The organism is Dyella tabacisoli (genome assembly GCF_003350925.1).
Lineage (GTDB): Bacteria > Pseudomonadota > Gammaproteobacteria > Xanthomonadales > Rhodanobacteraceae > Dyella_C > Dyella_C tabacisoli.
Window position 1 is genome coordinate 212816 of record NZ_KZ857178.1, and the last position, 25194, is coordinate 238009.

Sequence of the window (25194 nt, forward strand, 5' to 3'; positions counted from 1 at the left end):
TTGGCGCGTCATGACCGCCACTACGCTATTGCGCCGCGATTGCATGGCGGTAGTCGATTACCGCTGCAGCGCCGGACCCAAGGATATGCCGTTCGCCGAACAGCACGGCAGCCATTCCGTGTCTTATGTGCGTCGCGGCAGTTTTGGCTGCCAGAGCCGTGGCCGTTCGTTCGAGCTGGTCGCCGGTTCGGTGCTGGTCGGCCATCCTGGCGACGAATTCACCTGTACGCATGAGCATCACGGCGGCGGTGACGAATGCTTGTCCTTTCACCTGGCGCCGTCGCTGGTCGAAACCATGGGCGATCGCCGCAGCATCTGGCAAGTGGGCGCCTTGCCGCCGCTGGCCGAACTGATGGTGCAGGGCGAGCTGGCCCAGGCCGCCGCCGATGGCGTCAGCGATATCGGTGTGGATGAGGCGGGCATGATTTTCGCGGCTCGCTTTGTCGAGCTGGTGGGCGGGCAGGCGCGCAAGCCGTTAACGATGCGCCCCTACGATCGACGTCGAGCGGTGGAGGCCGCCATGTGGCTGGATGCGCATGCGGCGCAGTCGATCGACCTAGAACAGACCGCCAGTGAGGCGGGTCTGAGCGCGTTCCATTTCCTGCGGCTGTTCACCAAGACGCTCGGCGTCACGCCGCATCAGTATCTGATCCGTTCGCGCCTGCGCCGGGCAGCGCGGCAATTGCTCGACGAATCGCGGCCGATCACCGAGATCGCCTATGACGTGGGCTTTGCCGATCTGTCCAACTTCGTACGCAGCTTTCATCGTGCCGCCGGCATGTCGCCGCGACGATTCCGCCAGGCGGCACGCGGGCCGCGCTCAGGCCGCCTTGATTGAATCGGACACTTGTCGGTGCAGCAGAAATTCGCCGCGTAACTCCCAATGCAGGCCATCGTCCGTGGATTCGCGGCGGATCCAGTGGAACGAGTTCTCGGTAATCTCGGTAAACATCCACTGGCAGCGCGCGCCATCGGGCATGCGGTACTCCTGCACGATGTTGTCGCCGTCGGCGCGACCGGTCATGCGGTCATAGACTTGCCACACCGGGTCGGTCCAGATGATTTGCCACGTATCGCTGCCGGGGTCATAGACGCGCAACGTCGCGCCGTACATGATTTGCGGCTCGCCGGGTTGACGTTCGCTGCGTGACGGCGCGATCCAGATGTCCTGTACCGCGCGTCCTTCCAGCGCCCAACCGAAATGCACCTCGGCACTGGTCTCGTGCCGAATATTCTGCGCATCGAAATAAATCAGGCGGCCGCTCCACGAGCCAACGAAGCGGCCGTACAGCCACATCGCTGCGGCTCGATCAGCCGCCGGGCCGTCAGCGTGCAGGGCACTTAGCATGGGAAAGGCGTTGAGCATGGCGGTGTCTCCAAAAGTAGAGGCCATGCTGCGCTGACCAGACGGCAGCTACTTGGAGAAACTTGCGCTGGGTTCAGGCTTTCGCGCGTCGTGACTGCTCATCGCGATACATGGCCACCTCTTCGGCCACCGCTTGCGCCACGCTGGCTCGCTGCAACATCCGCTGGTAGTACGCGTGAACGGCCGGCCATTGCGCCAGATCCACACCGCTATACGGCGCCCAATTCAGTACGGCGATCAGGTAGGCATCGGCGACGCTGAAGCGGTCGAGCAGGTAGTCGTGCGCCGCAAAATGGTTTTGCAGCAGGCCCAGGCGCAGCGGGATCTTTTCGCGCGCATAGCTTTTGGCACCCTCGGGCGCATGCGGATCGAGCAGCGGAACAAACGCTGCTTTGTGCAGCTCGGTGCTGATGAAACCCAGCCATTGCTGCAGAAGGGCGCGCTGCGGGCCTGCCGCTGGCGCCAGTTGTGCGTCGGGGAAGCTGTCGGCGAAATACGGCAGGATCGCCGTGTTCTCGGTCAGCAGCCAGCCCTCGTTCGTGCGCAGTACCGGCACCTGACCGATCGGATTGATCGCGAAAAAATCGCCGCCGTCATGTAATAGCTTCTGCTTGGTGTCGACCTGGGTGTAGTCAATCGACGCGCCGGCTTCGTAGGCACAGATTCGGGTGGCCAACGAGCAGGCCAGCGGGGCGAAATACAGCTTCATGTCGTCGACTCCTTCATGGCTAATGTTTTTGTACTATATTGAACATAAATCAACGACGTCAATCTTTTTATACAATATGGTACAAAAAGAAACCAAGAAGCCGCGCGGCCGGCCGCGCGCCTACGATCCCGATCAGGCGCTGACTGATGCCATGGGTACGTTCTGGCGTGCAGGTTATGCCGGCACGTCGCTGGACGATCTGAGCGAAGCGACCGGTATGAACCGGCCGAGTCTGTACAGTGCCTTTGGCGACAAGCACGGGCTGTATCTGCAAACGCTGGATCGCTATATCGCCGAATCGATCGAGGCAATCGATGGTGCGCTGGCCGACGATGTGTCGTTGCCAAAAGCACTCATGCGGTTATACGACAGGGCACTTTCACTGTACTTGCCCGCCGATGCCGATGCGCGGGGTTGCTTTCTGATCGGTACAGCAGCCACTGAGGCAGTGGTGAATGCCGAGGTGCGCACGAAATTGGGTGAGGCGCTGCGGGCATTTGATTACGCCATCGAGGTGCGCCTGCGCTTGGCACGGACGCGCGGCGAGTTGGCAGCCGATGCCGACCCGGTGGTGCTGGCAAAGATCGCCTCGGCCGTATTGCACACATTGGCATTGCGTTCGCGCACGGGCGATACGCGTAAGTCATTGCGCGCCACCGCTATCGCCGGTGTGCAGTTGATCTGCGGCACGGCAGCAGATACATCGAAGCGAGCAGCGAAACCGCGCGCAGCTTCCTCACGGTGAGCGCAAGATTCTCCAAGTGTATCTAGCTCTGGGTCGAACAGACTGATCTCCCCCTCGTTCCAAGGAGATCATCGTGTTCGATCACATCGGTTTGAAAGTTCGCCATCTCGATGCCAGCGTGCGTTTCTATACGGCCATTACCGAAGCTTGCGGCTATGGCCTTTGTACAAGCGACAACAGCGGCGCGGGCTTCGGCCCTGCGGGCGAGCCTGTGCTGTGGCTGTACCCGGTGAAAGATGCCGCCGGCCCTGGGCTGCATATAGCGCTTCGGGCTAACGACCGGGCCGCGGTCGATCGTTTCCACGCTGCCGGTCTCGCCGCGGGTGGCCGCGATCACGGCAGCCCCGGCTTACGTGCCGACTACAGCCCCAGTTACTACGCTGCGTTTCTGCTCGACCCGGACGGCAATAACGTCGAGGCGGTGTGTATGAGCTGATCGGCTGGGTCAGGCGCCGGTGGGTATGAGCGTCGCTCAGAACCGCCGGCTTGACGCTGTATAACAGCACTCATATATTTCCGGGATGAAGGATTCCACTTCGTCTTTAGGCACCTTGCTGCGCCACCTGACCGAGCTATTGGATGGCGCGGTAGAAGACAGCTACCGGCAGGCAGGTCTGGATTACGGTCCGCGCTTTACGCCGGTGATCCGCGCGCTGATCGCTTTAGGCCCCTCGTCGATCCGCGCCATTGCAGACCACGCCGGCATGACTCACTCCGCAGCCAGCCAGACGGTTGCGCAAATGACCCTGCATAAATGGGTGAAGGGCGGACGGAGCGGTGATGGGCGCGAACGCATCATCTCCCTCACCGCAGGCGCGGGGCGCAAGGTCGCTCTACTCGAACGGTGCTGGGCGGCGACATATATCGCCGCGACAGAGCTTGAGCGCGATCTATCCGTGCCGCTGTCCCAGGTTTTGCACGAAGCGATCGAAGCACTCGAACGACGCCCTTTTTCAGCTCGGCTGCAGTCTGCCAATGAGACATTGAAAAGGCGCGGAAAGGGCAGCGCGGCGTAAGAGCCTGCTCAAGATCTCCCGTGCCTTTAGTTGGGTAGATCACATCTAACAGTGCTTATACTATTTTTGCCGTCGACTAATCGATCATGATCGTGGCGGTGAATTTCAATGGTGCACGGGACAAAAGAAGTGCTGCGCCTTGCTTTGTTGGCGCTGGCTGCAGCGGTAATTACCGCATGCGCAACGCTGCCACAAGCGAACGATGACAAGGCGGCGCTGACGCCGGCCGTTGACGCGCATTGGCAGAAACTCCCCACCGAGCCCTATAAAGGCAAGCAGGACGACATTCAGTTCGTCGATCGCGACACCGGCTTCTACGTCAACGGCAAAGGCAATATCTGGCGCAGTCGCGACAGCGGTCGTAGCTGGCAACATGTGTTGCAACAGCCCGGCACGTATTTTCGCGCCCTCGGCATGATCGATCCCCAGCACGGGTTCGCCGGCAATATCGGTACGGACTATTTCCCCGGCGTCACCGATCCCACGCCGTTGTATGAAACCAACGATGGCGGTGATAGCTGGCACGCCGTAAAGAATCTGCCGGGACCGGCGATAAAAGGCATCTGCGCCATTGATGTGCAAAAAGTGCATTACATCGATGCCGGCAAGATCGCTACCCGCACAATGATCCACGCCGCTGGACGCGTAGGCGGCCCGGCCTATCTGCTGCGCTCACTCGATGGCGGCAATAGCTGGATCAATATCGACATGAATCCGTGGGTGGCGATGATTGTCGATGTGAGGTTCTTCGACGAAATGAATGGCATCGTGTTTGCCGGCAGCGACGCAAATGTCGAGCGCTCCCACGCGCTGATCGTGGCGACACACGATGGCGGCAAAACCTGGCAGAAAGTCTACGAATCCAAACGCCCCAGCGAACTGAACTGGAAAGGCAGTTTCCCGACCCGGCAAATCGGTTACGCCACGATCCAGAACGACAGCGAAGACAAAAACGAAACGCAGCGCTGGATAGCGAAAACCACCGATGGCGGCAAGACCTGGAAGGAGCTTCCGCTGGTCAATGATGCCAAGGTGCGGGAGTTTGGTATCGGCTTCGCCAATGCCGAGCTGGGTTGGGTCGGTACCAGCCAAGGCGGTTTTGAAACCCGCGACGGCGGTGCGCATTGGCAGCCGATTGAGTTTGGTCGCGTAGTGAACAAGATTCGCATCATGCCCGACAGCGATGGCCACTTCGTTGGGTACGCCATCGGTTCGGATGTCTATACGTTTACTTCGCCACTTGGATTGCCGGCGACGCCGGGCGATACGGCGCCGGTAAAGGTCGGCAAGCCGTAAGCGCCGCTATGAAACATGCCGCTATGAAACACATCGTCCTGGCAATTTCATTGGCGCTCGGCTCGGGCTGTGCCGTTGCCGCCGATCTCGGCGCCGCGGCCATGACCGCGGGCAGCCAGCGCGAAGTCATCGAACAAGCTGCCGAGATTATCCAGGCCCGCTACGTTGACCCGGCGGCGGGACGCAAACTCGCCGCCGAGATCCGCAGGGAGGCCAAGGCCGAGGCGTTCAAGCGCGATAGCGAGCCAGCGGCTTTCGCGCAGGCGTTGACCATGGAGCTGCGCAAGCTTTCCGGTGACGGACACTTTCGTATCAATTACAGCGCCGACCTGGTGCCGCCGCCCGATGCGCAGGCGGCCGATCAATACGAAGAAGACGACGATAGCTGGGCCGGCCCTGCGGTCAATTACGGTTTCGAAAGTGTGCGGCGCATTGACGACAACATCGGCTATCTGGATCTGCGGGTGTTCGCGCCTACCCGCACGGCCGCCGATATGATGCAGTCCGCGATGACTTTGCTGGCACAGTCCAAGGTCTTGATTATCGACCTGCGCAACAACGGCGGCGGCGAAAGCGACATGGGGCTGCTGCTGGCGGCGTATCTGCTGGACAAGTCGGTAGAGATGAGTGCGACCTATGATCGCCCGAGCAATCGACTCACCCGCGCCACCACGCCGGGTTGGGTGCCCGGTCGTCGATTCGGCGGTACGAAACCGGTCTTTGTACTGATCTCGCACAAGACCTTTTCCGCCGCGGAAGCTTTCGCGTACGACCTGCAGGCGATGAAGCGCGTTACCGTGGTGGGCGAGACCAGTGGCGGGGGTGCTCACCCGTATGAGCGCCGGCGCCTGACCGATCACTTTCTAATCAAGTTGCCGGAGATGCGTTCGATCAATCCGCTCACCGGTACCGACTGGCAGGGCGTGGGCGTGAAACCCGATGTGCCGACGCCGCCAGACCAGGCGTACGACAAAGCACTCGAACTGGCGCACGCAGCGCTGGCGAAGCATGCCAAGCCGGACGAAAAGCCCGCGCGCTGACCCTTTGCGGCTTGCCCCTCAAGTCAGTCGGGTCACAAGGTGACCTTGCGTGGCAACCACGCGCCGATGTTGGTCGGCATGCCGGCTGGCTGGATAAGGCGTGACATCAATCACGTCCAAATACTCACTGGCACAAACATTGCTCGTTCCGTCAGTCCAGGCGAATTAACTTGGCGGGCCATCGTCACACTCGATCCGGCCACCATCTTTAGATTCGACCATCTTTGATCCGAGGGGAAGGCCGCTGTCCGATTCTCGTTCGACCTCGGAAGGTGTGCCCGTCTCGCTCGTCAGCGTGCTTGCTCTGGGCCATTGCATGGCTTTCGCTGACCGCAATCTGCCCGCCGTAGCGGCGCCGTTGCTGAAGGCCAGCCTGGGTCTTTCGGACGCGCAATTAGGTTTGCTCGACGGGCCGGCGTTTGCCCTGCTTTATGTCGTTGGCATGCTTGTGAGCTGGCCGTTGGCAAGTTCGGGACATCGCTTTCGCTTGCTGGCAGGTTGCGTTGCTACATGGATGCTGGGCATGGTGGCCTTCGCACTGGCGCCATCCTTCGATGTGCTGGTCGTTGCCCGAGCGTTGGTCGGGCTGGGGCAATCGGCCTTCGTGCCGCTGGCGTTGGGCTTGATCGTAGAGGGCTCGCCGCTGCCGTGGCGCGCCCGTTCGATGGCCGTATTCACGGCGGCTTCGGCGATGGGACGCAGCCTGGCCCTGCTGATGGGCGGTGCGGTGCTGGCCTTGCTTAGCCGCTGGGTGCCCGCTTCGGGCCCTGCGCATTGGCGTCTGCTGTTTCTGATTATGGCGGCGCCGAATCTTGTTCTCGTTGTCATGCTGTTGCGCCGCGTTGAGCAAGCGCCGGTGTTGCCGCGGCCCGCCGCGGTTTTCAAGCAGATGCTGGCCTCCTTTGGGCAGCAACCCGGTCTGATGTGCGCCTACTTTTGCGGCGCCGGGGCCAGCGTGCTGGTGGTACAGACTGTCGGTGCCTGGGCGCCGTCGGTGCTACATCGTGAGCAGGGGTTGGTGCCCGCCGCTGCGGCATTCGCCTTTGGCGCGGCGCTGTTGGTCGCAGCGCCACTCGGTCACTTGATTGCCGGCACCCTGATCGACAAGCGCGGGAAAAGGGTGACGCCGATGACCATCGTGGCGGGCGCGCTGCTGCTTACCGTGCCCTTGCTCTGGGCGGTTCCGCGGGCCACGTCGGCGGCGGCGGCATGTGGCCTGCTGGCACTCACCTCCCTGGTCGGCGGCACCGCTGCCGTAGCCGCGCTGACGGGGCTGCCGCTGATGCTGCTGACGCCGTTGCGCGACGCCGGGCTGCGGTTGTTTTTGGTCTTTATCACTTTGCTGGGCGTGGCGCTGGGGCCGTTCATCGCCGGGGTGGTCAGTGACGGCATGGGTGTAAACAGTCGTGGCTTGTCCACCGCCTTGTATATGGTGTGCGCGGCGGCGGCGGTCTTTGGCATCGCGTCGGCGTTGTTGACGCGCACCGGCTGGCGCCGCGCCGTCGTAGAGGTTGTCGGGTGAGCGAGATATTCGCGTTCGACAGCGCAGAACACGATCCGGGCGATGCCTTCGCCCGGTACTGCGCTCTGTATGCCCACGGGGCGGACGTGGAGCGCACGGCGGATCCATTTTTCGCCCGCGTTCGTAGTTGGCGACTGGATCGGACGCTGTTGTTCGACAGAGAGTACGGCGGCGCGCGACACCACCGCCGGGAGCGGGTAACGCAGGACGGATTCGATCATTTTGTGCTGCATCACGTGGTCAGCGGTGAATTGGTCGGCGGGTCCGATGGCGCGGCGGTGCCGATTGCTGCGGGAGAGATCTTGTTGCTCGATACCCGCGAGCCGATGGAAAGCTGTGCTCGCTCCGTGCAACTTATTACGGTCAGCTTGGCGCGAGATGCCGTGCGCGCCGCCGCCGGTAATCTGGATGGCCTCCACGGTCGCCGGATCGGCGCGCGGGAAGGGGCGCTGCTAAGCGCACTATTGCGCGCCCTGGTTGAGCAGGCGTCTCATTTGTCGCCGAACGCCCAGGCCGCCGTCACGCGCACGCTGGTCGATCTGTTGTCGGTAGCCATCAACCCCGTCGGTACCGGCGCGCGCTCTGATTTTTACCGATTGGAATACGTGCGGCGCGAAGCGGCCCAGCGCCTGATCGAGGCGCATCTGGCTGCTGCCGACTTTTCGGTACAGGACATCGTTAAAGCAACCGGTATCTCGCGAGCGAGCTTGTATCGCTTGTTCGAGTCCCAAGGTGGCGTGGCGCGGTTTATCCAACTACGCCGGCTGCAACAGTTACGCGAGCGGCTGGACGATAGGGCGTTCGACGGCCAATCGCTGGCCGAGCTGGCGCCACTGTCTGGCTTCTCTGGCGAGAGCCATGCCAGCCGCCTCTTCAAACAGGCTTTTGGTGTCTCACCCGGTGCTTACCGTGCGGCCAGTATCCGCAGCGGGCTAATCCCGTCGGTTGATCTGATGGCACGGCGCTGGGCCAACAGCCTGAGAGAGCTTAGCTGAGCGCGCGTCTGTCCCGGTAACACGACTCCGGCGCCTACGACTTCAGCGCTTACGACTCCAGCACCTACGTCCCCAGAATGAGACGCATAGATATGTTGTTCTATGCGCCCCCCGCCTAGCATTCATATCTTGTGATTTAAGTCACAGATAGAGGTCATGCATTTTGTTAGCGGGGGGAGGCTGATGAATTGGCGCAAGTGATTTCTCAAAGCCAGCTTCAGCGTGCGGGTAAGTGTGGGGCAAATCACATCTAGCTGCATAGCTGGCATGCCGGTCACTTCATCACATTCGTTCGGGCAGCATGCGGTGCGCAAAAGAATCGGCGTGCGCAAAGGTGTGCGCGAACGAAACGGAATGCTTTCGCCGGATGTCTTCCGGCGCTTCGAGAACGATGTTCTCTAGTGCGATCCGAAACTCAATCTGCGCATGGTTGTTTGCAAACCACCCGCGCGCTGACGCGCTGACATTTGGCTTTGTAAAGCATTTCTAGAAAAACACCGGGCCATGGACGGCCCTTTTGCGCGATCCCGCGACTGGCTTGTTCAACACACATCGGTGTGAAACGAGCGCAGGCGCGTGCCCGTGAAATTCGGTCGCGCCATGACCCGCTCTCCGTTGGCGCAATGCGCCTGGGCAAGGGTCGAGAGCCTGGATCAAAAAGCAGCAAAGAACGCTTCAAATCAGCGACATCCACCACAGGGGAAAACCATGAATCACACCTACCGGCTCGTCTGGAATCGCACGCTGTGCGTGATGCAAGTAGCTTCGGAGTTGGCATCCAACCACGGTAGTGGTGCCAGCGGCGCCGCAAGCACGACGACCGGTCGCAACCGCTTTCAACCATTGGCGCTGAGCTGCGCGATCGCGTTGATGCTGGGTGCGTTGCCGGCACATGCTGGTGCGACCACAGATAGCGCTGGTGGCAATGGCGCTGCCGTCAGTGGCACGCCGGGTGGCGCAGGTGGTGCTGGATACGGTGTGGCGGGCGGTAACGGTTCTAACGGTAGTGGCGGCGGTGGCGGTGGTGCGGGCGCTGCCGGCGGCAATGGCAGCGGTGCCTCGGCGGCCGCTGGCGGCGCCGCAGGTCACGGCATTGCAGGTCAGCCAGGCAGTTCACCGCAAGGCGCAGGAGGTGCAGATGCCACTGACCCCAACGGTGGCGGCGGTGGTGGCGGTGGCGGCGCGGATGGTTATGTGGGCGCAGCCAATGGGCTAGCGCCTGGGGGTACTCATGTCGCTGGTGCAGGTGGCAATGGTGGCAAAGGCGTCAGCGGCGGCGGTGGTGGTGGTGGCGGTGCTGGCGGCGATGGCGCGCGCCTGATCGGAACCGCTGGCAGCACGGCAACGCTCTCAGGCGTATTTGCTGGCGGAAGCGGAGGCTCGGGCGGCTTCGGGGTCAACCCCGGCAACGACGGTGCTGCCGGTGATGGGATAGGCATCAACAACAGCAGCAACAACTTGACCATCAGTCATGCAGATATAAACGGCGGCACCAGCAACAACGCCAACGGCGGCAACGGTCTACGGGTCAGCGGCGATAGCAATACGATCGCTATCGATAACGCCAATATCTTTGGCGGGCAAGGTGGCGGCTACGGCAGCGTGGCCGTTCTGAACGGTATCGGCATTCTTATCAGCGGCAACAACAACGCGGTCGCCAATAGCGGCGCCGTTGTCGGCGGCGGTTACGGCAGCAGCACCGGTGGCGCGGGCATCTTGGTCAGTGGCAGTGGCAACGCCATCACCAACACCGGTGGCGGCACCATCGTCGGCGGCATCGGTACTGACGCCGGTGCTGGTGCGCAAGGCGGCGACGGGCTGGTGTTCAGCGGCAGCAAAAACACGCTTTCCAACAGTGGCCAAATCACCGGTGGCTCCGCCACGATTTCCAACAGTGGCACAAGCGGAATCGGCGGTAATGGCCTGGCTGTCAGCGGTGCCAATAACGTCATCAACAATACCGGGGCCGGCCAAATCATCGGTGGCGCTGCCATGGGCGCTAAAAACAATAGCAGCAGCCTGATCGCGAGCGGTGGCAATGGCATCGTCATCAGTGGCGGCCTCAACACCGTTAACAACAGCGGCAATATCACTGGCGGTAGCAGCGGCAGCTTTGGCGGCGGCTATGGTTCGGTCACCGGGAGTGGCGGCATCGGCATTGCGGTGACGGGCACTGCTACCGGCAACGTCATCAATAACAGTGGCACGATTGCCGGTGGCGCCGGCACCGCGCCAGGTCTGACCGGCGGTGTGGCGATCGCCACTAGCGGCGGCGTCACTGTCAACAATGCGGGCACGATCAGCGGCGGCATGTCGGGGGATGCAACACCGGTGCAGGCCAACGCCATCGCGTTCAGCGGTGGCGGCAACATGCTGGTGCTCGAAGCGGGTTCGCTCATCCATGGCAAAGTGATCGGCACGGTCAATGGCGGCGACACGCTGGCTCTGGGCGGCAATATCAATGCCGCTGGCGGCAACAGCTTCGACCTGACCCAGATCGGCCAGCAGTACCAGGGCTTCACCCAGTTGGAGAAGACCGGTACGAGTCAATGGACGTTGACCAACAACGGCGGCGGCAACTGGCTTATCAATCAGGGCGCGCTGCAACTGGGCGATGGCGTCAATACGGCCGGGCTCTGGGGTAGCACCGGCAGCACTGGGACCCATGCAACCCCCACCTCCCCGGCCGATGCCGGTGGTGTAGGTGGCAATGCCATCACTCTGACGGCGGCGGCCAGTGGCTTCATCAACAGCACCACCGGGCACGTCCATGGTGGCCATGGGGGCAGTGGCGGGTATGGTTCTTCAGCGCCGAATACCAGCTCGGCGGGTGGCAACGGTGGTGCAGGCGTGCTGGTTACCGGCACAACGCAGGCAGTTGTGCTGCAAAACGATGGCCTGATTCAAGGCGGCGACGGCGGTAATGGCAACAACGGTGCCACCCCCATTCAAGCCGGTATCCGCGGCGGTAACGGTGGGCAAGGCGGCAATGGCGGCAATGCCGTCACCCTCGACACCCTCGGCAGCGTGGTCAATAGCGGTACGTTGGTCGGCGGCGCCGGCGGTTTGGGGGGCTGGGGCGGAAATGGTTATGGCAGTGGTTATGGCAGCAGCTCCGCTGGTCAGGCGGGCAATGCAGGCCAGGGTGGCAACGGTGGCATCGGCCTGGCAATCAACTTCAGCCATGGTGCGCTCAGCACGGCCGGCAGCATCACCGGTGGCGTGGGCGGCGTGGGCGGCTTGGGCGGCAACGCGGTTTCTAGCACAGGCTCGCAAAGCGCCAACGGCGGCAACGGCGGTGCCGGTGGCGCCGGTCTGGCGATTGGCGGCAGCGGCAACACACTGACCAATACGGCAACCATTACCGGCGGTGCCGGTGGCAGCAACCCTGTCCCCTTCTTCGGTGGGGTCCCTGTGCCGGGCGGTGTCAGCTTTCCGGGCGGTAGTGCTGGTGCGGGTGGCGATGGCGGCAACGGCATGACCGTGAGCGGTGGCAATACCATCGACAACCAGGCCGCTGTAAGTGGCGGTAACGGTGGTAACGGTGCCTTCGCTATAAGCGGGGCGGTCGCCGGAACGGTCATCGGCACGTCCGGTAACGGCGGCATGGGAGGCATGGCGATCGCTTTGGACGATCAGGCCATTTTGTCTGTGGCGGCGGCGGGTTCCATGACCGGCGGCACCGGTGGCACTGGCGGCAACGGCGGCACGATACCGTTTTTCGGTGCAGGCACTGCTGTCACGATGGCCGGCACCGGTGGACGAGGCGGTAGCGGTGCCGCGATCGGCAACCACGACAACGTCGTCATCATGGGTGGTGGAGCGATCAGCGGCGGCGCCGGCGGTATCGGCGGTGGCGGTGGTTTTACTTTTCCTGCCGGCTTCCCCCCCATCGCCAGAGTTGGCTGGGTAGCGGGTGGCGTGGGTGCTACGGGTGGTGTCGGCGGTAGCGGCATCGATGCAATGGGCGGCAATACCATCGCGATCAGCGGCACGGTCGCCGGTGGTATCGGCGGTGCTGGCGGTCAAGGCGATATCGGCAAGTCAGGCGGCGCCGCGGGTAGTTCCTCCCAGAATGGTGGCAGCGGCGGTAATGGCGGCAATGGCGGCGTCGGTGGTCGCGGCATCGCGCTCGCTGGCAGCGGCAATACCATCAACAACAGTGGTGTGGTTACTGGCGGCAACGGCGGTAACGGTGGTACCGGCGGCGCTGGTGGCTTGGGTGGCAGTGGCGGCCCGACCGGTATCGGTGGCGCTGGCGGCAATGGTGGCAACGGCGGTAACGGTAGCGACGGCGGTATAGGTATTGCCGCCGGCAGCGGCAACACCATCAACAACAACGGCACGATCAGCGGTGGCCAGGGCGGTATCGCCGGCATCGGTGGCGCCGGTGGCCAAGGCGGCATGCCTGTTCCGATCGCCCTGCCGCCTGGTCTGGGTGGCATACCTATGCCTGCTCCTGTGGGGAGTCCCGGTATCGCCGGCGCGGCAGGTGCCGTCGGCGCCATCAATGGCCTCGGTGGGGTAGGCATCACCAGCACGGGCGGCACCACCGTAACCAATGCCGGCACGATCAGCGGTGGCCTGTCGGGTGACGGCAAGACCCAGGCTCATGCCATTGATTTCACCGGCGGCGGAAATACGCTGGAATTGCGCCAAGGCTATGTCTTCAACGGCGCCGTCACTGCGACCCGCAATGCCGGCCAGGCGGCCGATACGCTGGCGCTGGGCGGCACCGTCAACAGCAGCTTTGACGTAGGTTTGTTGGCCGCTGGCGCAGCCTTCGGCAACTTCAACCAGTTCCAAAAGAACGGCAGCAGCACCTGGGTGCTGACCGGTGCCGGTGTGGCTAGCGAAAGCTGGACTATTACCCAGGGCACCGTGCAAGGCGATGCCACCAGTCTTGTGGGCAACATCGTCTTTGCTCCGGCCGGCGGTACTAGCGCCGGGGTGATCTTCGACCAGGGCAGTCACAACACCCACAGCGCGACTACCGCTACTTATGCCGGCGTGATTTCGGGCACGGGCTCGCTGGGCAAGATCGACGATGGCACCTTGATTCTTAGCGGCGCCAACACTTACTCCGGTGGCACCACCGTCAGCGCCGGTACGCTTCAGGGCGACACCACCAGCCTGCAAGGCAACATCACCGACAACGCCACGCTGGTATTCAACCAGGCTAGCAATGGTCTCTTCGCGGGCAGCATCGCGGGCACCGGCACGCTGACCAAGGCAGGGGCGGGCATGCTTGTCCTCAATGGCGACAGTAGCCCGTTCACCGGCACGACCCTGGTGCAGTCCGGCACGCTGGAGGTGGGTGACAGCAATACGCCGACGGCGGTTTTGGGCGGCCATGTGCAGGTCGCGGCCGGTGGCACGTTGCGCGGCCATGGCCGCATCAATGGCGATGTGGTCAACGACGGCATGATCTGGGCGGGCGGCTCGATCGGCACACTGAGCATCCACGGCGATTTCACCCAAAAGGCGGATGGCAGCCTGACTATCGACGCTACCCCGAGCGGCCAGGTCGATTTGCTGGCGGTGAGTGGCAAGGCGTCGATTCTAGGCGGCAGCGCCGTGGTGTTGGCGCAACCGGGTCTGTGGACTCCGCGAACCGACTACACCATTCTCACCGCCGCTGGCGGCGTGAGCGGGACGTTCGCATCGGTGAGTTCCAATCTGGCTTTTCTTACTCCGGTGCTGAGCTATAGCGCCAACGCGGTGAGCCTGTCACTGCAGCGAAACGATATTCTGTTCGCTACCGTGGCGCAGACTCCAAACCAGAAGGCAGCGGCAGCGGCCGCCGAAAGTCTGGGCTGGGGCACGCCGGTGTATAACGCCTTGGTGAAGCTCGACGCGCCGACCGCTCGAGGGGCTTACGACCAGCTCGCTGGCGAGATCCACGACAGTACGCGTACCGCCATCATCGATGACGACCGTTATGTTCGCGAAGCGATCAACAATCACCTGTTGGGCCTGAGCAACGGCGCCAACGGGCTGAGTGCCAGCACCGACAGCGGCGTCACCGCGTGGAGCGCAGCGTGGGGACATTGGGGGAGCCATGATGGCGACGGCAACGCCGCTCCATTGAAAGCCAACGGCAGCGGCTTGCTGATTGGTGCCGATCTGCCGATCGGGGCGTCGTCACGGGTGGGGGCAGTGATCGGGACGGGACAGAGTACGGCCCGCATCAATACGCTCGGCTCCTCATCGCATGCACAGAACAAGTATCTGGGTGTGTACGGCAGTAGCGAGGTGGGTGCGTTACAACTGCAGGGCGGAGCGGCCTACGGCCGGCAGACGGTCAGCACGAACCGGGGCTTGGCGTTTGGCAATTTTGCCGGGCAAGCAGACAGCCGCTATCACGCCAACACCACGCAGGCCTATGCGGACGCCAGCTACCCGATGGCCTGGGGCCACGCGACGTTGGCGCCATTCGTCAACCTGGCCTATGAGCGTCTGCACACCGACGCGATCCGCGAAATCGGCACCGCAGCGGCGTTGGACGTGAGTGCGCAGAGCACCGCACGGACCTACGGCACCTTGGGCCTGCGCGGCAACTTTGTGCTTGATCCGACCGGCGGTCTGCGTGGACACGCCAGCATGGGTTGGCAGCATGCCTGGGGCGATACGGCCTCGCATAGCACGATGCGCTTCGCCGGCGGCGGCGGTGAGTTCGATATTGCTGGCGTGCCGGTAGCGCACAACGCGATGGCCGTGACTGGCGGCCTCAGCTTCCCGTTGGCGCCCAACGTCGCCCTCGATGTCAGCTACAGCGGGCAGTTCGCCCGCGATGCCACCGATCAGGCCGCGCGGATGAGTTTGACCTGGGTGTTCTGAGCAAACTGGCAGGGGGCAGGGTGCGGCCAGGATGGCCGCGCTCTGCCATAGTTCCATAGATCAGGGCATCCCTGGATGTCAGTCAGTAGAAAGCCAACGCGTCAGAAATCATGCCAAAAATTACCATCATAAGCTCCGCTTACAACGTCGAAAAATACATCAAGGAAATGATCGATAGCGTTTTGAATCAATCATTTTCGGACATGGAATTCATCATATCCAACGATGGCTCAACCGACCGAACCGCGGAAATTATTCGCGCCTACTCGGACCCGAGAATAAAATTCATCGATAACGCCGACAACGCCGGACAGGTGCGGCGGCTGCATGAGCTGGCGTTGCTTGCCAGTGGTGAATATATCGGCATTGTCGATGCCGACGATATGCTGTTTCAGCATGCGCTGGAGTACACGAATTACGTGCTGGACAATCATCCGGCATACGGATTGGTCTATACCGATCACTATGAAATGGATAGCACGTCAAGAGTGATTGCGATTGGGCAAAGGTCGAAAATACCTTATTCCAGAGACAACATTCTGAAAGATTTCATGTCGTTTCACTTCAAATTATTCAGACGAGAGTTGTACGGAAAAATCGAGCCGAACATGCGCATAGAAGTGGCGCAGGACTATGATTTTTGCCTGAGACTTTCAGAAGTTACCGACTTCATCCATCTGCCATTGCCACTGTATTACTACCGCCGGCACGCGGAATCGATATCGGTAAGTAGATATAAAAAGCAGGCCGAAACATCGCTTGAAATCATTAAAGACGCGATCGCAAGACGAAACTTGTCCAGCACACTGTCAGTGGAATTGCTTTACGACGAGTCAGGTATGGCCAAATATTTTTATAAAAATATCTGACCGAAAGGCCACGGGTGCCGACCCGGCACAGTGGTCGATCATGCCTGGCTTGTAAGGTATTTCTTACATCGAATCATGCCTGACGCTGACAGACAGCACCGTTCGCAGCGAGCAGGATGCTGGGAGCGTGCCTGGGAGTTTCGAGCGGGAGAGTACGCATCAGGGATCTCTGTCGAGAATTCGATCAAGTCGAACTTGATCGAATAGATATGCCCGAAATCCAAGAGCGCGAGGATGTCCACTAACGAATGGACTATGTCGTGCAGTCGATATCAGCGCAAAGGCCGCAATAGAGCGTGCATTAAGCCACGCTCCCTCGATTGATTTGACCATTCCCTTGTGAAGGAGAATCTCATGACGACTCATCGTGGCGGTTTCGGCGTTGGTCCCAATCACGCGGTCCAACTTGCAACGGCACATACAAGCGCCAGCCTCAATAGACCTGACGGTACGGCAGGAGGTGCCGCATCGGCCCCTGCTCATGACACCGTGGCCAAGGTCAGGCGCACCAAGTTCGACGCAGCCCCTTGGTGTCCCCCCTGGGTGCAAAAAATGGCTACGGAAAAGGCCACCATCGAAGAGGTGGTCCATACGGCGGTGAAACGCGCCCAGAGACATACCACCGAGGAAACGCTGGTCGAGATCGAAACGCTGCTCAATGAGCTGTCGCGCGACCCCGAGCATGCACGGCAGGTACGCGATGCTCTATCGAAAGATGTCATTGCCGATCTATTGATGAAAGGAGCGAAGCCATGAGCCTCTATGCCCTGGCAACACTCTTCAACGGCCCCAATCAGACCGGTTCGAGCCGGATGCTGGGTCTTGGGGCGTCAGATCGCTATCGCCCCGATGGCCCGATTGATCTGCTAACTGCGGGGCTTTATAACTTCGTCACATCGGGATCACTTATTTGCAGCGATGCCGATCTCAATCTGGTGTTGTTCCAGAACGATGATTTCAGCGGCAGCTTTTTCCAGTTGAGCAAGAGCCGTGACAGCGGCAACGCCAGCTATTGGCATACCGGGCCCGCGGCCAGCGCTCTGGTGATAGCGTCGAATCGGCGCAATACCACGGAAACGCGGCTGTCTTATTCGGATTTGTTCCGAGGCGAGTGGGATTCATTCCTGGACGGGAAACTTGCCGGCACGGCGGTGTCGCGAGAGGGTGAGCCGCTGCTGACCTGGCGCATGTTTCCAACCAACGATCAGTGGCTGGATGCGGGGCGCACTTATCTACGGATTCATCAGCCTTTGCATGTCCATCTTGATTGGTGGCCCGACTATTCCGCCTCGATGGACTACCACTTGGTGCTGTATGTGGATGGCAATCATCACCTGCGCTGTTGGGTCGCCGACTGGGAGTGCTGGGTGGATGGAGGCGCCAAAAATGGTCGAATCCATTCCAGTCTCGATCCGCAGGTAGCGGCCGGCATGCCCGAACTGCAAAATCAAATCAACGGACGGCTAAGTCAGCTCGACGGCCTCGGCGCGGTCAAGGATGTCTACTACCTGCCTGGACGACAACTCGCCTCCATCGGCACGGGAACACTCGGTGGGAATACCTCAGACGATGTAACCATCGTCGTCGTGTCTTGATGGCTGGGCAAGTAATGCTCGGCTAGCGCATATCGTTTTCCAAGGCGTCTCGGACGCCTTGGAATTCCTGCGCACTATCAACGGTTGGACGCGCCGCTGAATCGTCCGATCAAAGCACCACACCAGAATTGCTCGCCAGTTCATAGAACTGCTTAGGGCCTGTCCGCATACTCGCCATAAGGTGCGCAGCGTGCTGGTTCGTGGCGACGTCGCGCTTGTCCAATGGAGTGTTGACGGCGAGATTGTCAGATGATCTGCACGCAGCAGCATCGAAGCCAAGCACTGCACGTAGTTCGCCCTCTAGTGTTGCCGCGCTACGCATTTAGCGGGCGGGCAGCAGTGGAGCCGGCCTTTCACGCACTATCGGTGCAACCCCAGCGAGCAACAGAAACCGGACGTACGCACCCAAGTCTTCGCGGCCTGGGAAAAGTAGCGTGCGCTCCGATGTTGTAACGCGTCGCCGTGTAAGCGCGCCCCACTCACCACGGTGTTTCTCCGCGGTCATCGCTGATCGCACTTCCCTCCCTCGTTTAGACCACTCTTTACAAGGCTGTCATATGAAAAATACGCATGCGCTGAATATGTCAAAAGCAAAGCGAAGTGCCGTCGTTAGAACGTTTTTGCGTCCTATCGCCCTGGCCATTCCCATGGCCTTGTTTGCGATCAATTCAACTGCGGCCGTGAATGTTTCGGTCGACTACACGACTGTGGCGAGAACACTCGACCCACTGGCCATCGGTGGTGTCGATGAGAGTGCTTATGGTGCGCCTAATGTGTTGGTAAATGATGTGTTGCAACAAAGCCGGCTGCAAACACTGGGTGTTCCATATATGAGAATTAATCTCAAATATAGTACCCCCGGTGATCCCAATAGCCGCATTGTTTGCGGCGCTACCGGATGCGACTCCAGGTGGAGCGGTGATGAATGGGTTAACCACATAAAACAGCTCGGGGCGGAGCCTGTCGTTGAAGACCCCAGCAACCCCAGCGATCTGCCAAGCCTGGTAAAACATTTCAATGTGGACACACCGAACGCGGTTCACCGATGGCTTGGTGGAATCAATGAGCCCAATATTCACGGCCAGACTGCGGCGACGTATAGCGCGAATTTCAACATCACATACGACGCCATGAAGGCAGTGGACCCGACCATTCTTATTGGCGGTCCAACCATCGCATGGTACGACAGCGGATTCCTGCAGACCTTCTTGACGATGTCGGGAAGCCGCGTGGACTTTCTCGACTTTCATGGTTATGCGCAAGGCAGCACAAATCAGCTCTCTTATGACGTGCTGTTTGCGAAGGCGCAGAAATATGAAACCGATATTTTAGATCTCAATAAACGCATTCAAGCAACCGTCCCATTAAGGGCCTCGAATATTTCGATTGAAGTAGGTGAGTGGGATCTTGATTACGCCGGACACTTGCTGCAATACACCCCGTTTGAAACGGTGTGGGGCGCATCGACGATGGGGCATATCCTGCGAGCCGGCGGGATAGGCATGCTGTATGCGGATAAGGGCAACCTCCTTTTAAAGACCGGCGCTGAAGTGCCCAATGGCAAGCTGGATGATCCGACGTCGATGTATCACGCGTTGGGTATGTATACGGGAGAGGGCCTGTTTCCGAGGTTCGGTTCAAAGCTGGTGCAGGCAACAACAGACGTTTCCAGTGTGGAGGCGTACGCTTCGGACGAGCCGAAAAATATCGTGGTAATTAATAAAGACCCAAACCTGCAGCAGACCGCGACGTTCGCCTTGAATGGCTTCGTTACCGGCTCTGCCAATGTGTGGAGGCGGGATCAGTCGAGCGGCTCATCCGATAATCCGGTCAATATCGGTACCGTGGCCATCGTCAACGGTTCATTCTCATACGATCTGCCTCCTTTTTCGGTAACCACGTTTGTGGTCGGGGCGTCGTCAACTCTCGCATCGAATCCATCGATCACTGGTTTCTCGTTATACGATGCCGATTCAAAAAAGCTGATTGGCGTGTTGGCAAGCAACCAAACTATTTATCTGTCCAAGCTGCCAACCAGAAATTTGAATATTGAAGCCATCACCAAGCCTGCCAATGTAGGCAGTGTTGCATTTGGTCTGGATGGTCAGAACAATTTTCATGTAGAGAATTATTCCGGTTATTTCATGGAAGGTAAGGGCACAAATCATTGGGTGCCGGCGATAGGTTCGCACACTATTACTGCGACGCCTTACGCGGAAAAACAGGCGAAAGGAGCGCAGGGAAATTCTGGCTCCATTACTATCCATGTTGAACAGTAGAAGCCAGCTTCAAAACCAGTATGTGTGATTAACGCGTTTGCGTTGATACAGTCATATGGTTAGCCGGTCGACGGAGATGCGGCGGCACTATCGGTTTGATTAAGCCATATTGCCGCCGCGCAGTCGATCAGCCAAGGTCGTCGGAAATCATCAACTCCATCGCTCAGCCTAAATAGCTGATTGCGTAGATCTCTTCGTCCTAAAAGAAGAAAAGGACAGCGGGATGCGACAGGAATACGTAACTTAAGATCTGCAGCGACACGATTAGATAACCACTAATAGTTAGTAGCCCTCAATGACTATAGGGTTTCTAAGAACGCCTTGAGCGCCGTCCTTTCCTCAACACTCATATTTAGGGGATACCCTGCCTGCAAGCCGCGGTAATAGACCTCCTGATCAATTGCGTCTTCAAGCGTCGGTATGCTGCCATCGTGCATATAGGGTGCGGTCAAGGCCACGCCGCGAAGCGACGGCGTACGGAACAGGCCGATGTCAGCTGGATCCCGAGTCACGTTGAAACGCCCGAGTTGAGCCTCGTCCTCGTGTGTGGCTACCCGGTTACCAATAGCTTCGCCTTGAAGAGAGCGTTGGATGACAGCCTCCGTCAGCGAGGGAAGGTATTGGCTGATCGCATTTAGTCCTCCACCTGTGCGGTGATAGGCATGATCCGTCAACAGGACTGGAGAGCCCGCCAGCAGGTGGCAGTCAGCACAGCGTCCTTTGCCTCTAAAAAGAGCAAGTCCGAACTGGGCCTGTGGATTCAACGGCCTGCGGTCGCCTTGCAGGGTATAACGATCGTAGGCGCTCTCTGGTGAGTTCAAAGAGCGAACGTAGTCGGTTAACGCAGCGGAAACTTGTTCGGCCCCGATGACCTTGGCTTCGGGGAAAGCCTGAGCGAAGACAATAAGGCGCCCGGAATTTTGTTCGACCTTCTGAATCAGTTCCGTCTTGTCCTGTAATCCCATTTCCATTGGATTGGTGAGCGGATCGATAACTGCCTGTTCCAGAGTGGTGCGTCGCCCTTCCCAGAAGAACGAAACATTCTTGGATATTTCGATAGCCGCCAAGCTCGGGGTATTGCGCGTACCAGTACGCCCATAGACGCCTATAGCGACGCGGCGACCATCCGTATAGGCTTTAGCCGGAATATGGCAGGACGCACAGCTAATTTTGCCGTCGGCACTTAGTCGCGGGTCATTGAAGAGCTGCTTACCTAATGCGATACGCAGCGCTATCTGCGGTGAGGCGGCCGCATGTCGGTTGGCCGCGTCGCCTTTCAGCGCAACGGCGAACAGCAGTAGCGCCGATAGGGCTGTAAAGCCCATCAGCTGTTGTACGCGCTTGTGCGAGGACCATCGTGTCCGCCCTTCTTTCACAAAAGAAGTCTTACATCGCTACGAAGCGCATGGTGGCTCCGCTTGGCTTGAGTGTGGTGCTTACCGTGGTTTGCTCTGATGTCTCGCTCACAACCAAAACCACAATACCTTTCAACGCATCTGCCTTCAGTTGTTTGGATAAGCCGACGATGAATGTAGTGGTCTGCTTTGCATTCGGGCCACCGAGGATCAGCATACCCCCAGGCATCAGTATTGGGCCGATGCTATGGACTACCGAGTCAGTTTCGTTCTGTCGTCGTGTATCTGCTCCGACGTTGTCCTCTGCCGGTATCACGTAGATGTAAGGATGCATGCCGACATCCTTGCCGTAGAGCTTGCCCTGCGCGGCGAGGTAGTTGCCCCAAGTGATTTCGTCAGCCGTGGCTGCGGGTCTAGTCGGGCCCGCAGGATTCGGTGGTGCCGAAGTATGGGATGTGCCCATGGGTGTCTGTTGATCGCAAGCGACCAGTCCCAGGCACAACGCGCCCACACAAAATAGAAATCCTAGCCGAGTCATGTGTTCCCTTGAAATAAAACGCGACAAGCGTTACGACCATGCTGCCCACCCGAGAGGGCGGCATCTTGATGTACGGCAGTAGAGCAGTTTCATTAAACCGTATTCAAGGCGAACTAGACTACTGCTGCTTAGCCCACAAAATGATCGCCCCGCATCACGATGGTATTGACAGGGTAAGTTCACGCACCCAATAGTGCGAGGTCGGGGAAGCCACACTCCAGGGCATCACGCGTCGATATCAAGCCAGTCGTTCCGACGGAGCGGCTTAAGGGAAGTGCGTATGGAATCGCTGGACAACGACAAACGTACCGTTTTTGCCGACATCAGGCGAAAGGTTTTGGGTCGACGGTGCGGATTCTTCCATACCTTGGCCCGTGGGCTCGTCTGCGCAGGAGTGCTATGGGCCGAGGTCGCACTTGCCCAGTCGAGCAGCTATGTATACGACGCTAACGGACGCGTCGTGGCCGTCACTCAGAGCAACGGTGCCAGTGCCCAATACAGTTACGACACCATCGGAAACCTGGTGCAGGTCAGCTCCGTGTCCTCCGGGCAGCTCGTGATTTTCGCGTTTACTCCCACTCATGGTGTGACTGGGGCACAGGTCCTTATTAAAGGACAGGGGTTCAGCGCCTCAACCTCCAGCAATACGGTTACTTTCAATGGCACGCCGGCGACGGTGCTTTCCGCCTCCAGTACGCAGCTCGCCGTAGCCGTACCTTCCGGGGCGACGACAGGCCCGATCAGCGTCACGGTGGGTAACGTCACGATCACCAGTGCAACACCCTTCATCGTCGATGATACGGGGCTGCCACCGATGATCAGTGCAGTATCACCAAGCGTGATTGCTGTTGGCGGAAGCCTCGCTGTCACGGGGACCCACCTCGATCCGATAGATGGTCGAACGGTGATGTCGTTTGGTAATCGCAACGTCTCGGCGGTTTCTTCGATCAACGACAGCCAGATCCTGTACACCGTCACGGCGAGCGACACGAGTGGCTTCGTGACTGTGGAAACGCCTTATGGTCAGGCAGAAAGCGTCAGCCCAATTATTGTGCTACCCGCGGGTCTGAACGCTGCTAACGTCACCAGTACGGCGTATGTCGCCAACGGGGGCAATGCCAGCCTCAACATCAGCGCCGGCGGCCAGACTGGCGCGTTATTGTTCAAAGGCAATGCGGGTGACTGGACGAGTCTGCAGCTGAGCGCTATTAACACCTCGGCCAGCAACATCAACTATGCCATCTATGCTCCTGGCAACCAGCTGATCCTGCGAGGAACAGTATCGAGTAATACGCCATCAATTCATCTACCACAGCTTTCCGTCGGCGGTACTTACTTGGCTACATTCAGCCCGGACAGTGCCGGTGCGCAGCTGGCGGTTGGGATAGAGGGCGCGGGCACGCTCACGGTGGGTACGCCGGCTACGATTGCGACGACGATTCCGGGTGAAAGCAAGCGACTGCTATTCCAGGCGACCTCAGGGCAGGCTTTCACTCTTTTGATGAGCATCAGCTCGACGACCCCTGTGGGTCGGGCGGTCAACTACGCTATCTACAGTCCGGGGCAACAGAGTTACACCAACGGTTCGTTGTCGAGCAATAGCACAATTAATCTTTCCGCTTTGCCGAATACGGGCACGTATCAATTGATCATTGCTTCCGATGGCGGAGCGACCAGTGCGGAGCAGGTTGACTTGGAGCCGGCGATGCCCGTTGTACTGCCGTCCAATGGGCAGCTCGGCAGTTACAGCGGCTACGCTACTGGTCAAATTGCTAACTTGACGTTTACAGCGAATCAGGGCGACAACCTCGAGTTGACGTTGAGCAGCATGTCGATCTCCGGGTCAAACTCAAGCGCCATAATGAATGTCTACGATGCAAACGGTACCAACATCAGTAGCAGTTCAAACAATTGCTACCAAGGTTGGACCTGCCGACTTCCGTTGTGGAATCTCGCGGCAGGAAAGTACACGGTTACGGTGTCACCGCCCAGTTCGAGCAGTGCCATTAGTTTTAACGCGATGCTTGAGCCGGATCTACAAGGGCCGACATTGAGCGCGGACACGCCAGCGACGGTCAATCTGAGCATGGGCCAAGTTGAGCGGCTGACGTTTAACGCGAATTCGGGAGATAACGTCTCTTTGATCGTGTCCGATGCGAGTACGTCAAATCCAAGTGGGCTGCCGGTGCATGTGAGCATCTATCGTCCAGATGCCAGCCCGATCACGATCGCGAACTACTATACAACTGCCAATGTAATGGGCCTTGGCAGCATCAATTTAGTAAATCTGCCGGTGAGCGGAAGGTACACGGCGGTCGTCAACACATCCGGTATTCCAGGTGCGGCTCGATTGACCTTCACCCCCATCGTCATGCAACCCATCGCCGTGAACGGTACAAATCAGGCATATACGGGAGGAAGTGCCGGTAAAAGTGTCAATTTGACGTTTACCGCGAATCAAGGTGACAACCTGGAGCTGACGTTAAGCAAGATGTCCGTCGTGGGGTCATCAATGTCCCCGCTGGTGAATGTCTACGATGCGAATGGCACCAATGTCAGTAGTTCGAACAGCTGCGAGCAAGGTTGGACTTGTCGATTTGCACTGTGGAACCTTGCCTCGGGAAAGTACTCGGTCGTGGTATCGCCACCCGATTTGAGCACCGCCGTTGGCTTTAACGCCATACTTGAATCGGACCTGCAGGGACCGACGTTGAGTACGGGCATACCAGTAGATGTCAACCTGAGCTTGGGCCAGGTGGAGCGGTTGACGTTCAACGCGAACGCGGGCGATAACGTCACCCTCAAATTGTCGAACGTGAGCACCACCAATCCATCCGGACTGGGTGTGTACGTCAACGTGTATCGCCCTGACGTCGGCACCATCACGACAACTAATTCTTACTTTGTATTCAGTACCCAAAGTTCGAGTACGCAGCTGCTGCAAAATTTGCCGGTCAGCGGAACCTACACAATTGTCGTCTACACCTCCGGCATCGTTGGCTCCGCCTCGCTGGAACTCATGCCGTAGC

General features: G+C 59.5%; 18 protein-coding genes. 14 read left to right on the forward strand and 4 right to left on the reverse strand.

Annotation, left to right across the window (positions count from 1 at the left end; genetic code table 11):
* Positions 1 to 10: 10 nt before the first annotated feature.
* Positions 11 to 838 (forward strand): AraC family transcriptional regulator, encoded by an 828-nt coding sequence (locus tag DVJ77_RS14790; RefSeq protein WP_114846269.1) that lies wholly within the window; start codon positions 11 to 13, stop codon positions 836 to 838.
* On the opposite strand, the gene DVJ77_RS14795 is transcribed toward DVJ77_RS14790, so the two are convergent.
* Together DVJ77_RS14795 and DVJ77_RS14800 are read right to left on the reverse strand one after the other, a co-directional pair.
* On the reverse strand, positions 821 to 1366 hold the full coding sequence (locus tag DVJ77_RS14795; protein ID WP_114846270.1) for a hypothetical protein: 546 nt from the start codon (positions 1364 to 1366) through the stop codon (positions 821 to 823). The genes DVJ77_RS14790 and DVJ77_RS14795 overlap by 18 nt on opposite strands.
* A gap of 73 nt (positions 1367 to 1439) precedes the next feature.
* On the reverse strand, positions 1440 to 2075 hold the full coding sequence (locus tag DVJ77_RS14800) for a glutathione binding-like protein (protein ID WP_114846271.1): 636 nt from the start codon (positions 2073 to 2075) through the stop codon (positions 1440 to 1442).
* Between the two features lie 76 nt (positions 2076 to 2151).
* Here DVJ77_RS14800 and DVJ77_RS14805 point away from each other — a divergent pair, with 76 nt between their 5' ends.
* From DVJ77_RS14805 to DVJ77_RS14865, 12 genes are all read left to right on the forward strand, one after another.
* Entirely contained in the window at positions 2152 to 2820 is a 669-nt protein-coding gene (locus tag DVJ77_RS14805) for a TetR/AcrR family transcriptional regulator (RefSeq protein ID WP_114846272.1), read from the forward strand.
* Between the two features lie 73 nt (positions 2821 to 2893).
* Positions 2894 to 3256 carry a VOC family protein gene (locus tag DVJ77_RS14810; RefSeq protein ID WP_114846273.1) on the forward strand — a complete coding sequence of 121 codons (363 nt, stop codon included), beginning with the start codon at positions 2894 to 2896 and terminating at the stop codon, positions 3254 to 3256.
* Positions 3257 to 3341: 85 nt separating this feature from the next.
* Positions 3342 to 3836, forward strand: a complete 495-nt coding sequence (locus DVJ77_RS14815) for a MarR family winged helix-turn-helix transcriptional regulator (protein ID WP_114846274.1) — start codon at positions 3342 to 3344, stop codon at positions 3834 to 3836.
* 108 nt (positions 3837 to 3944) lie between these two features.
* Positions 3945 to 5132: a WD40/YVTN/BNR-like repeat-containing protein gene (locus tag DVJ77_RS14820; protein WP_114846275.1), complete on the forward strand. Its 1188-nt coding sequence runs from the start codon at positions 3945 to 3947 to the stop codon at positions 5130 to 5132.
* A gap of 23 nt (positions 5133 to 5155) precedes the next feature.
* Complete coding sequence (locus DVJ77_RS14825; protein ID WP_162791499.1) at positions 5156 to 6172, forward strand: S41 family peptidase; 1017 nt, start codon at positions 5156 to 5158, stop codon at positions 6170 to 6172.
* 295 nt (positions 6173 to 6467) lie between these two features.
* The gene (locus DVJ77_RS14830; protein WP_225428027.1) at positions 6468 to 7694 is read left to right on the forward strand and encodes an MFS transporter; all 1227 of its coding nucleotides are present in this window, start codon (positions 6468 to 6470) and stop codon (positions 7692 to 7694) included.
* Entirely contained in the window at positions 7691 to 8689 is a 999-nt protein-coding gene (locus DVJ77_RS14835) for an AraC-like ligand-binding domain-containing protein (protein WP_162791500.1), read from the forward strand. The genes DVJ77_RS14830 and DVJ77_RS14835 overlap by 4 nt, the downstream gene beginning before the upstream one ends.
* Before the next feature lie 708 nt (positions 8690 to 9397).
* On the forward strand, positions 9398 to 15529 hold the full coding sequence (locus DVJ77_RS21140) for an ESPR-type extended signal peptide-containing protein (RefSeq protein ID WP_162791501.1): 6132 nt from the start codon (positions 9398 to 9400) through the stop codon (positions 15527 to 15529).
* Between the two features lie 110 nt (positions 15530 to 15639).
* Positions 15640 to 16398 carry a glycosyltransferase gene (locus DVJ77_RS14850; protein WP_114846279.1) on the forward strand — a complete coding sequence of 253 codons (759 nt, stop codon included), beginning with the start codon at positions 15640 to 15642 and terminating at the stop codon, positions 16396 to 16398.
* A gap of 354 nt (positions 16399 to 16752) precedes the next feature.
* Positions 16753 to 17154, forward strand: a complete 402-nt coding sequence (locus DVJ77_RS14855; RefSeq protein WP_114846280.1) for a hypothetical protein — start codon at positions 16753 to 16755, stop codon at positions 17152 to 17154.
* On the forward strand, positions 17151 to 17993 hold the full coding sequence (locus tag DVJ77_RS14860; RefSeq protein ID WP_114846281.1) for a hypothetical protein: 843 nt from the start codon (positions 17151 to 17153) through the stop codon (positions 17991 to 17993). Before DVJ77_RS14855 ends, DVJ77_RS14860 begins: the two co-directional genes overlap by 4 nt.
* Positions 17994 to 18550: 557 nt before the next feature.
* On the forward strand, positions 18551 to 20272 hold the full coding sequence (locus DVJ77_RS14865; RefSeq protein ID WP_114846282.1) for a hypothetical protein: 1722 nt from the start codon (positions 18551 to 18553) through the stop codon (positions 20270 to 20272).
* 299 nt (positions 20273 to 20571) lie between these two features.
* On the opposite strand, the gene DVJ77_RS14870 is transcribed toward DVJ77_RS14865, so the two are convergent.
* Both DVJ77_RS14870 and DVJ77_RS21470 read right to left on the reverse strand, forming a co-directional pair.
* Entirely contained in the window at positions 20572 to 21597 is a 1026-nt protein-coding gene (locus DVJ77_RS14870) for a cytochrome-c peroxidase (RefSeq protein WP_114846283.1), read from the reverse strand.
* 61 nt (positions 21598 to 21658) lie between these two features.
* Positions 21659 to 22090: a hypothetical protein gene (locus tag DVJ77_RS21470; RefSeq protein WP_225428020.1), complete on the reverse strand. Its 432-nt coding sequence runs from the start codon at positions 22088 to 22090 to the stop codon at positions 21659 to 21661.
* Positions 22091 to 22445: 355 nt separating this feature from the next.
* Here DVJ77_RS21470 and DVJ77_RS14880 point away from each other — a divergent pair, with 355 nt between their 5' ends.
* Complete coding sequence (locus DVJ77_RS14880) at positions 22446 to 25193, forward strand: IPT/TIG domain-containing protein (RefSeq protein ID WP_114846284.1); 2748 nt, start codon at positions 22446 to 22448, stop codon at positions 25191 to 25193.
* Position 25194 lies beyond the last annotated feature (1 nt).

Coding starts and splice junctions, on each gene's coding strand:
- DVJ77_RS14790 (WP_114846269.1), top strand. CDS start 11: ATGACCGCCACTACGCTATTGCGCCGCGATTGCATGGCGGTAGTCGAT.
- DVJ77_RS14795 (WP_114846270.1), bottom strand. CDS start 1,366: ATGCTCAACGCCTTTCCCATGCTAAGTGCCCTGCACGCTGACGGCCCG.
- DVJ77_RS14800 (WP_114846271.1), bottom strand. CDS start 2,075: ATGAAGCTGTATTTCGCCCCGCTGGCCTGCTCGTTGGCCACCCGAATC.
- DVJ77_RS14805 (WP_114846272.1), top strand. CDS start 2,152: ATGGTACAAAAAGAAACCAAGAAGCCGCGCGGCCGGCCGCGCGCCTAC.
- DVJ77_RS14815 (WP_114846274.1), top strand. CDS start 3,342: ATGAAGGATTCCACTTCGTCTTTAGGCACCTTGCTGCGCCACCTGACC.
- DVJ77_RS14820 (WP_114846275.1), top strand. CDS start 3,945: ATGGTGCACGGGACAAAAGAAGTGCTGCGCCTTGCTTTGTTGGCGCTG.
- DVJ77_RS14825 (WP_162791499.1), top strand. CDS start 5,156: ATGAAACACATCGTCCTGGCAATTTCATTGGCGCTCGGCTCGGGCTGT.
- DVJ77_RS21140 (WP_162791501.1), top strand. CDS start 9,398: ATGAATCACACCTACCGGCTCGTCTGGAATCGCACGCTGTGCGTGATG.
- DVJ77_RS14850 (WP_114846279.1), top strand. CDS start 15,640: ATGCCAAAAATTACCATCATAAGCTCCGCTTACAACGTCGAAAAATAC.
- DVJ77_RS14855 (WP_114846280.1), top strand. CDS start 16,753: ATGACGACTCATCGTGGCGGTTTCGGCGTTGGTCCCAATCACGCGGTC.
- DVJ77_RS14860 (WP_114846281.1), top strand. CDS start 17,151: ATGAGCCTCTATGCCCTGGCAACACTCTTCAACGGCCCCAATCAGACC.
- DVJ77_RS14865 (WP_114846282.1), top strand. CDS start 18,551: ATGAAAAATACGCATGCGCTGAATATGTCAAAAGCAAAGCGAAGTGCC.
- DVJ77_RS14870 (WP_114846283.1), bottom strand. CDS start 21,597: ATGGGCTTTACAGCCCTATCGGCGCTACTGCTGTTCGCCGTTGCGCTG.
- DVJ77_RS21470 (WP_225428020.1), bottom strand. CDS start 22,090: ATGGGCACATCCCATACTTCGGCACCACCGAATCCTGCGGGCCCGACT.
- DVJ77_RS14880 (WP_114846284.1), top strand. CDS start 22,446: ATGGAATCGCTGGACAACGACAAACGTACCGTTTTTGCCGACATCAGG.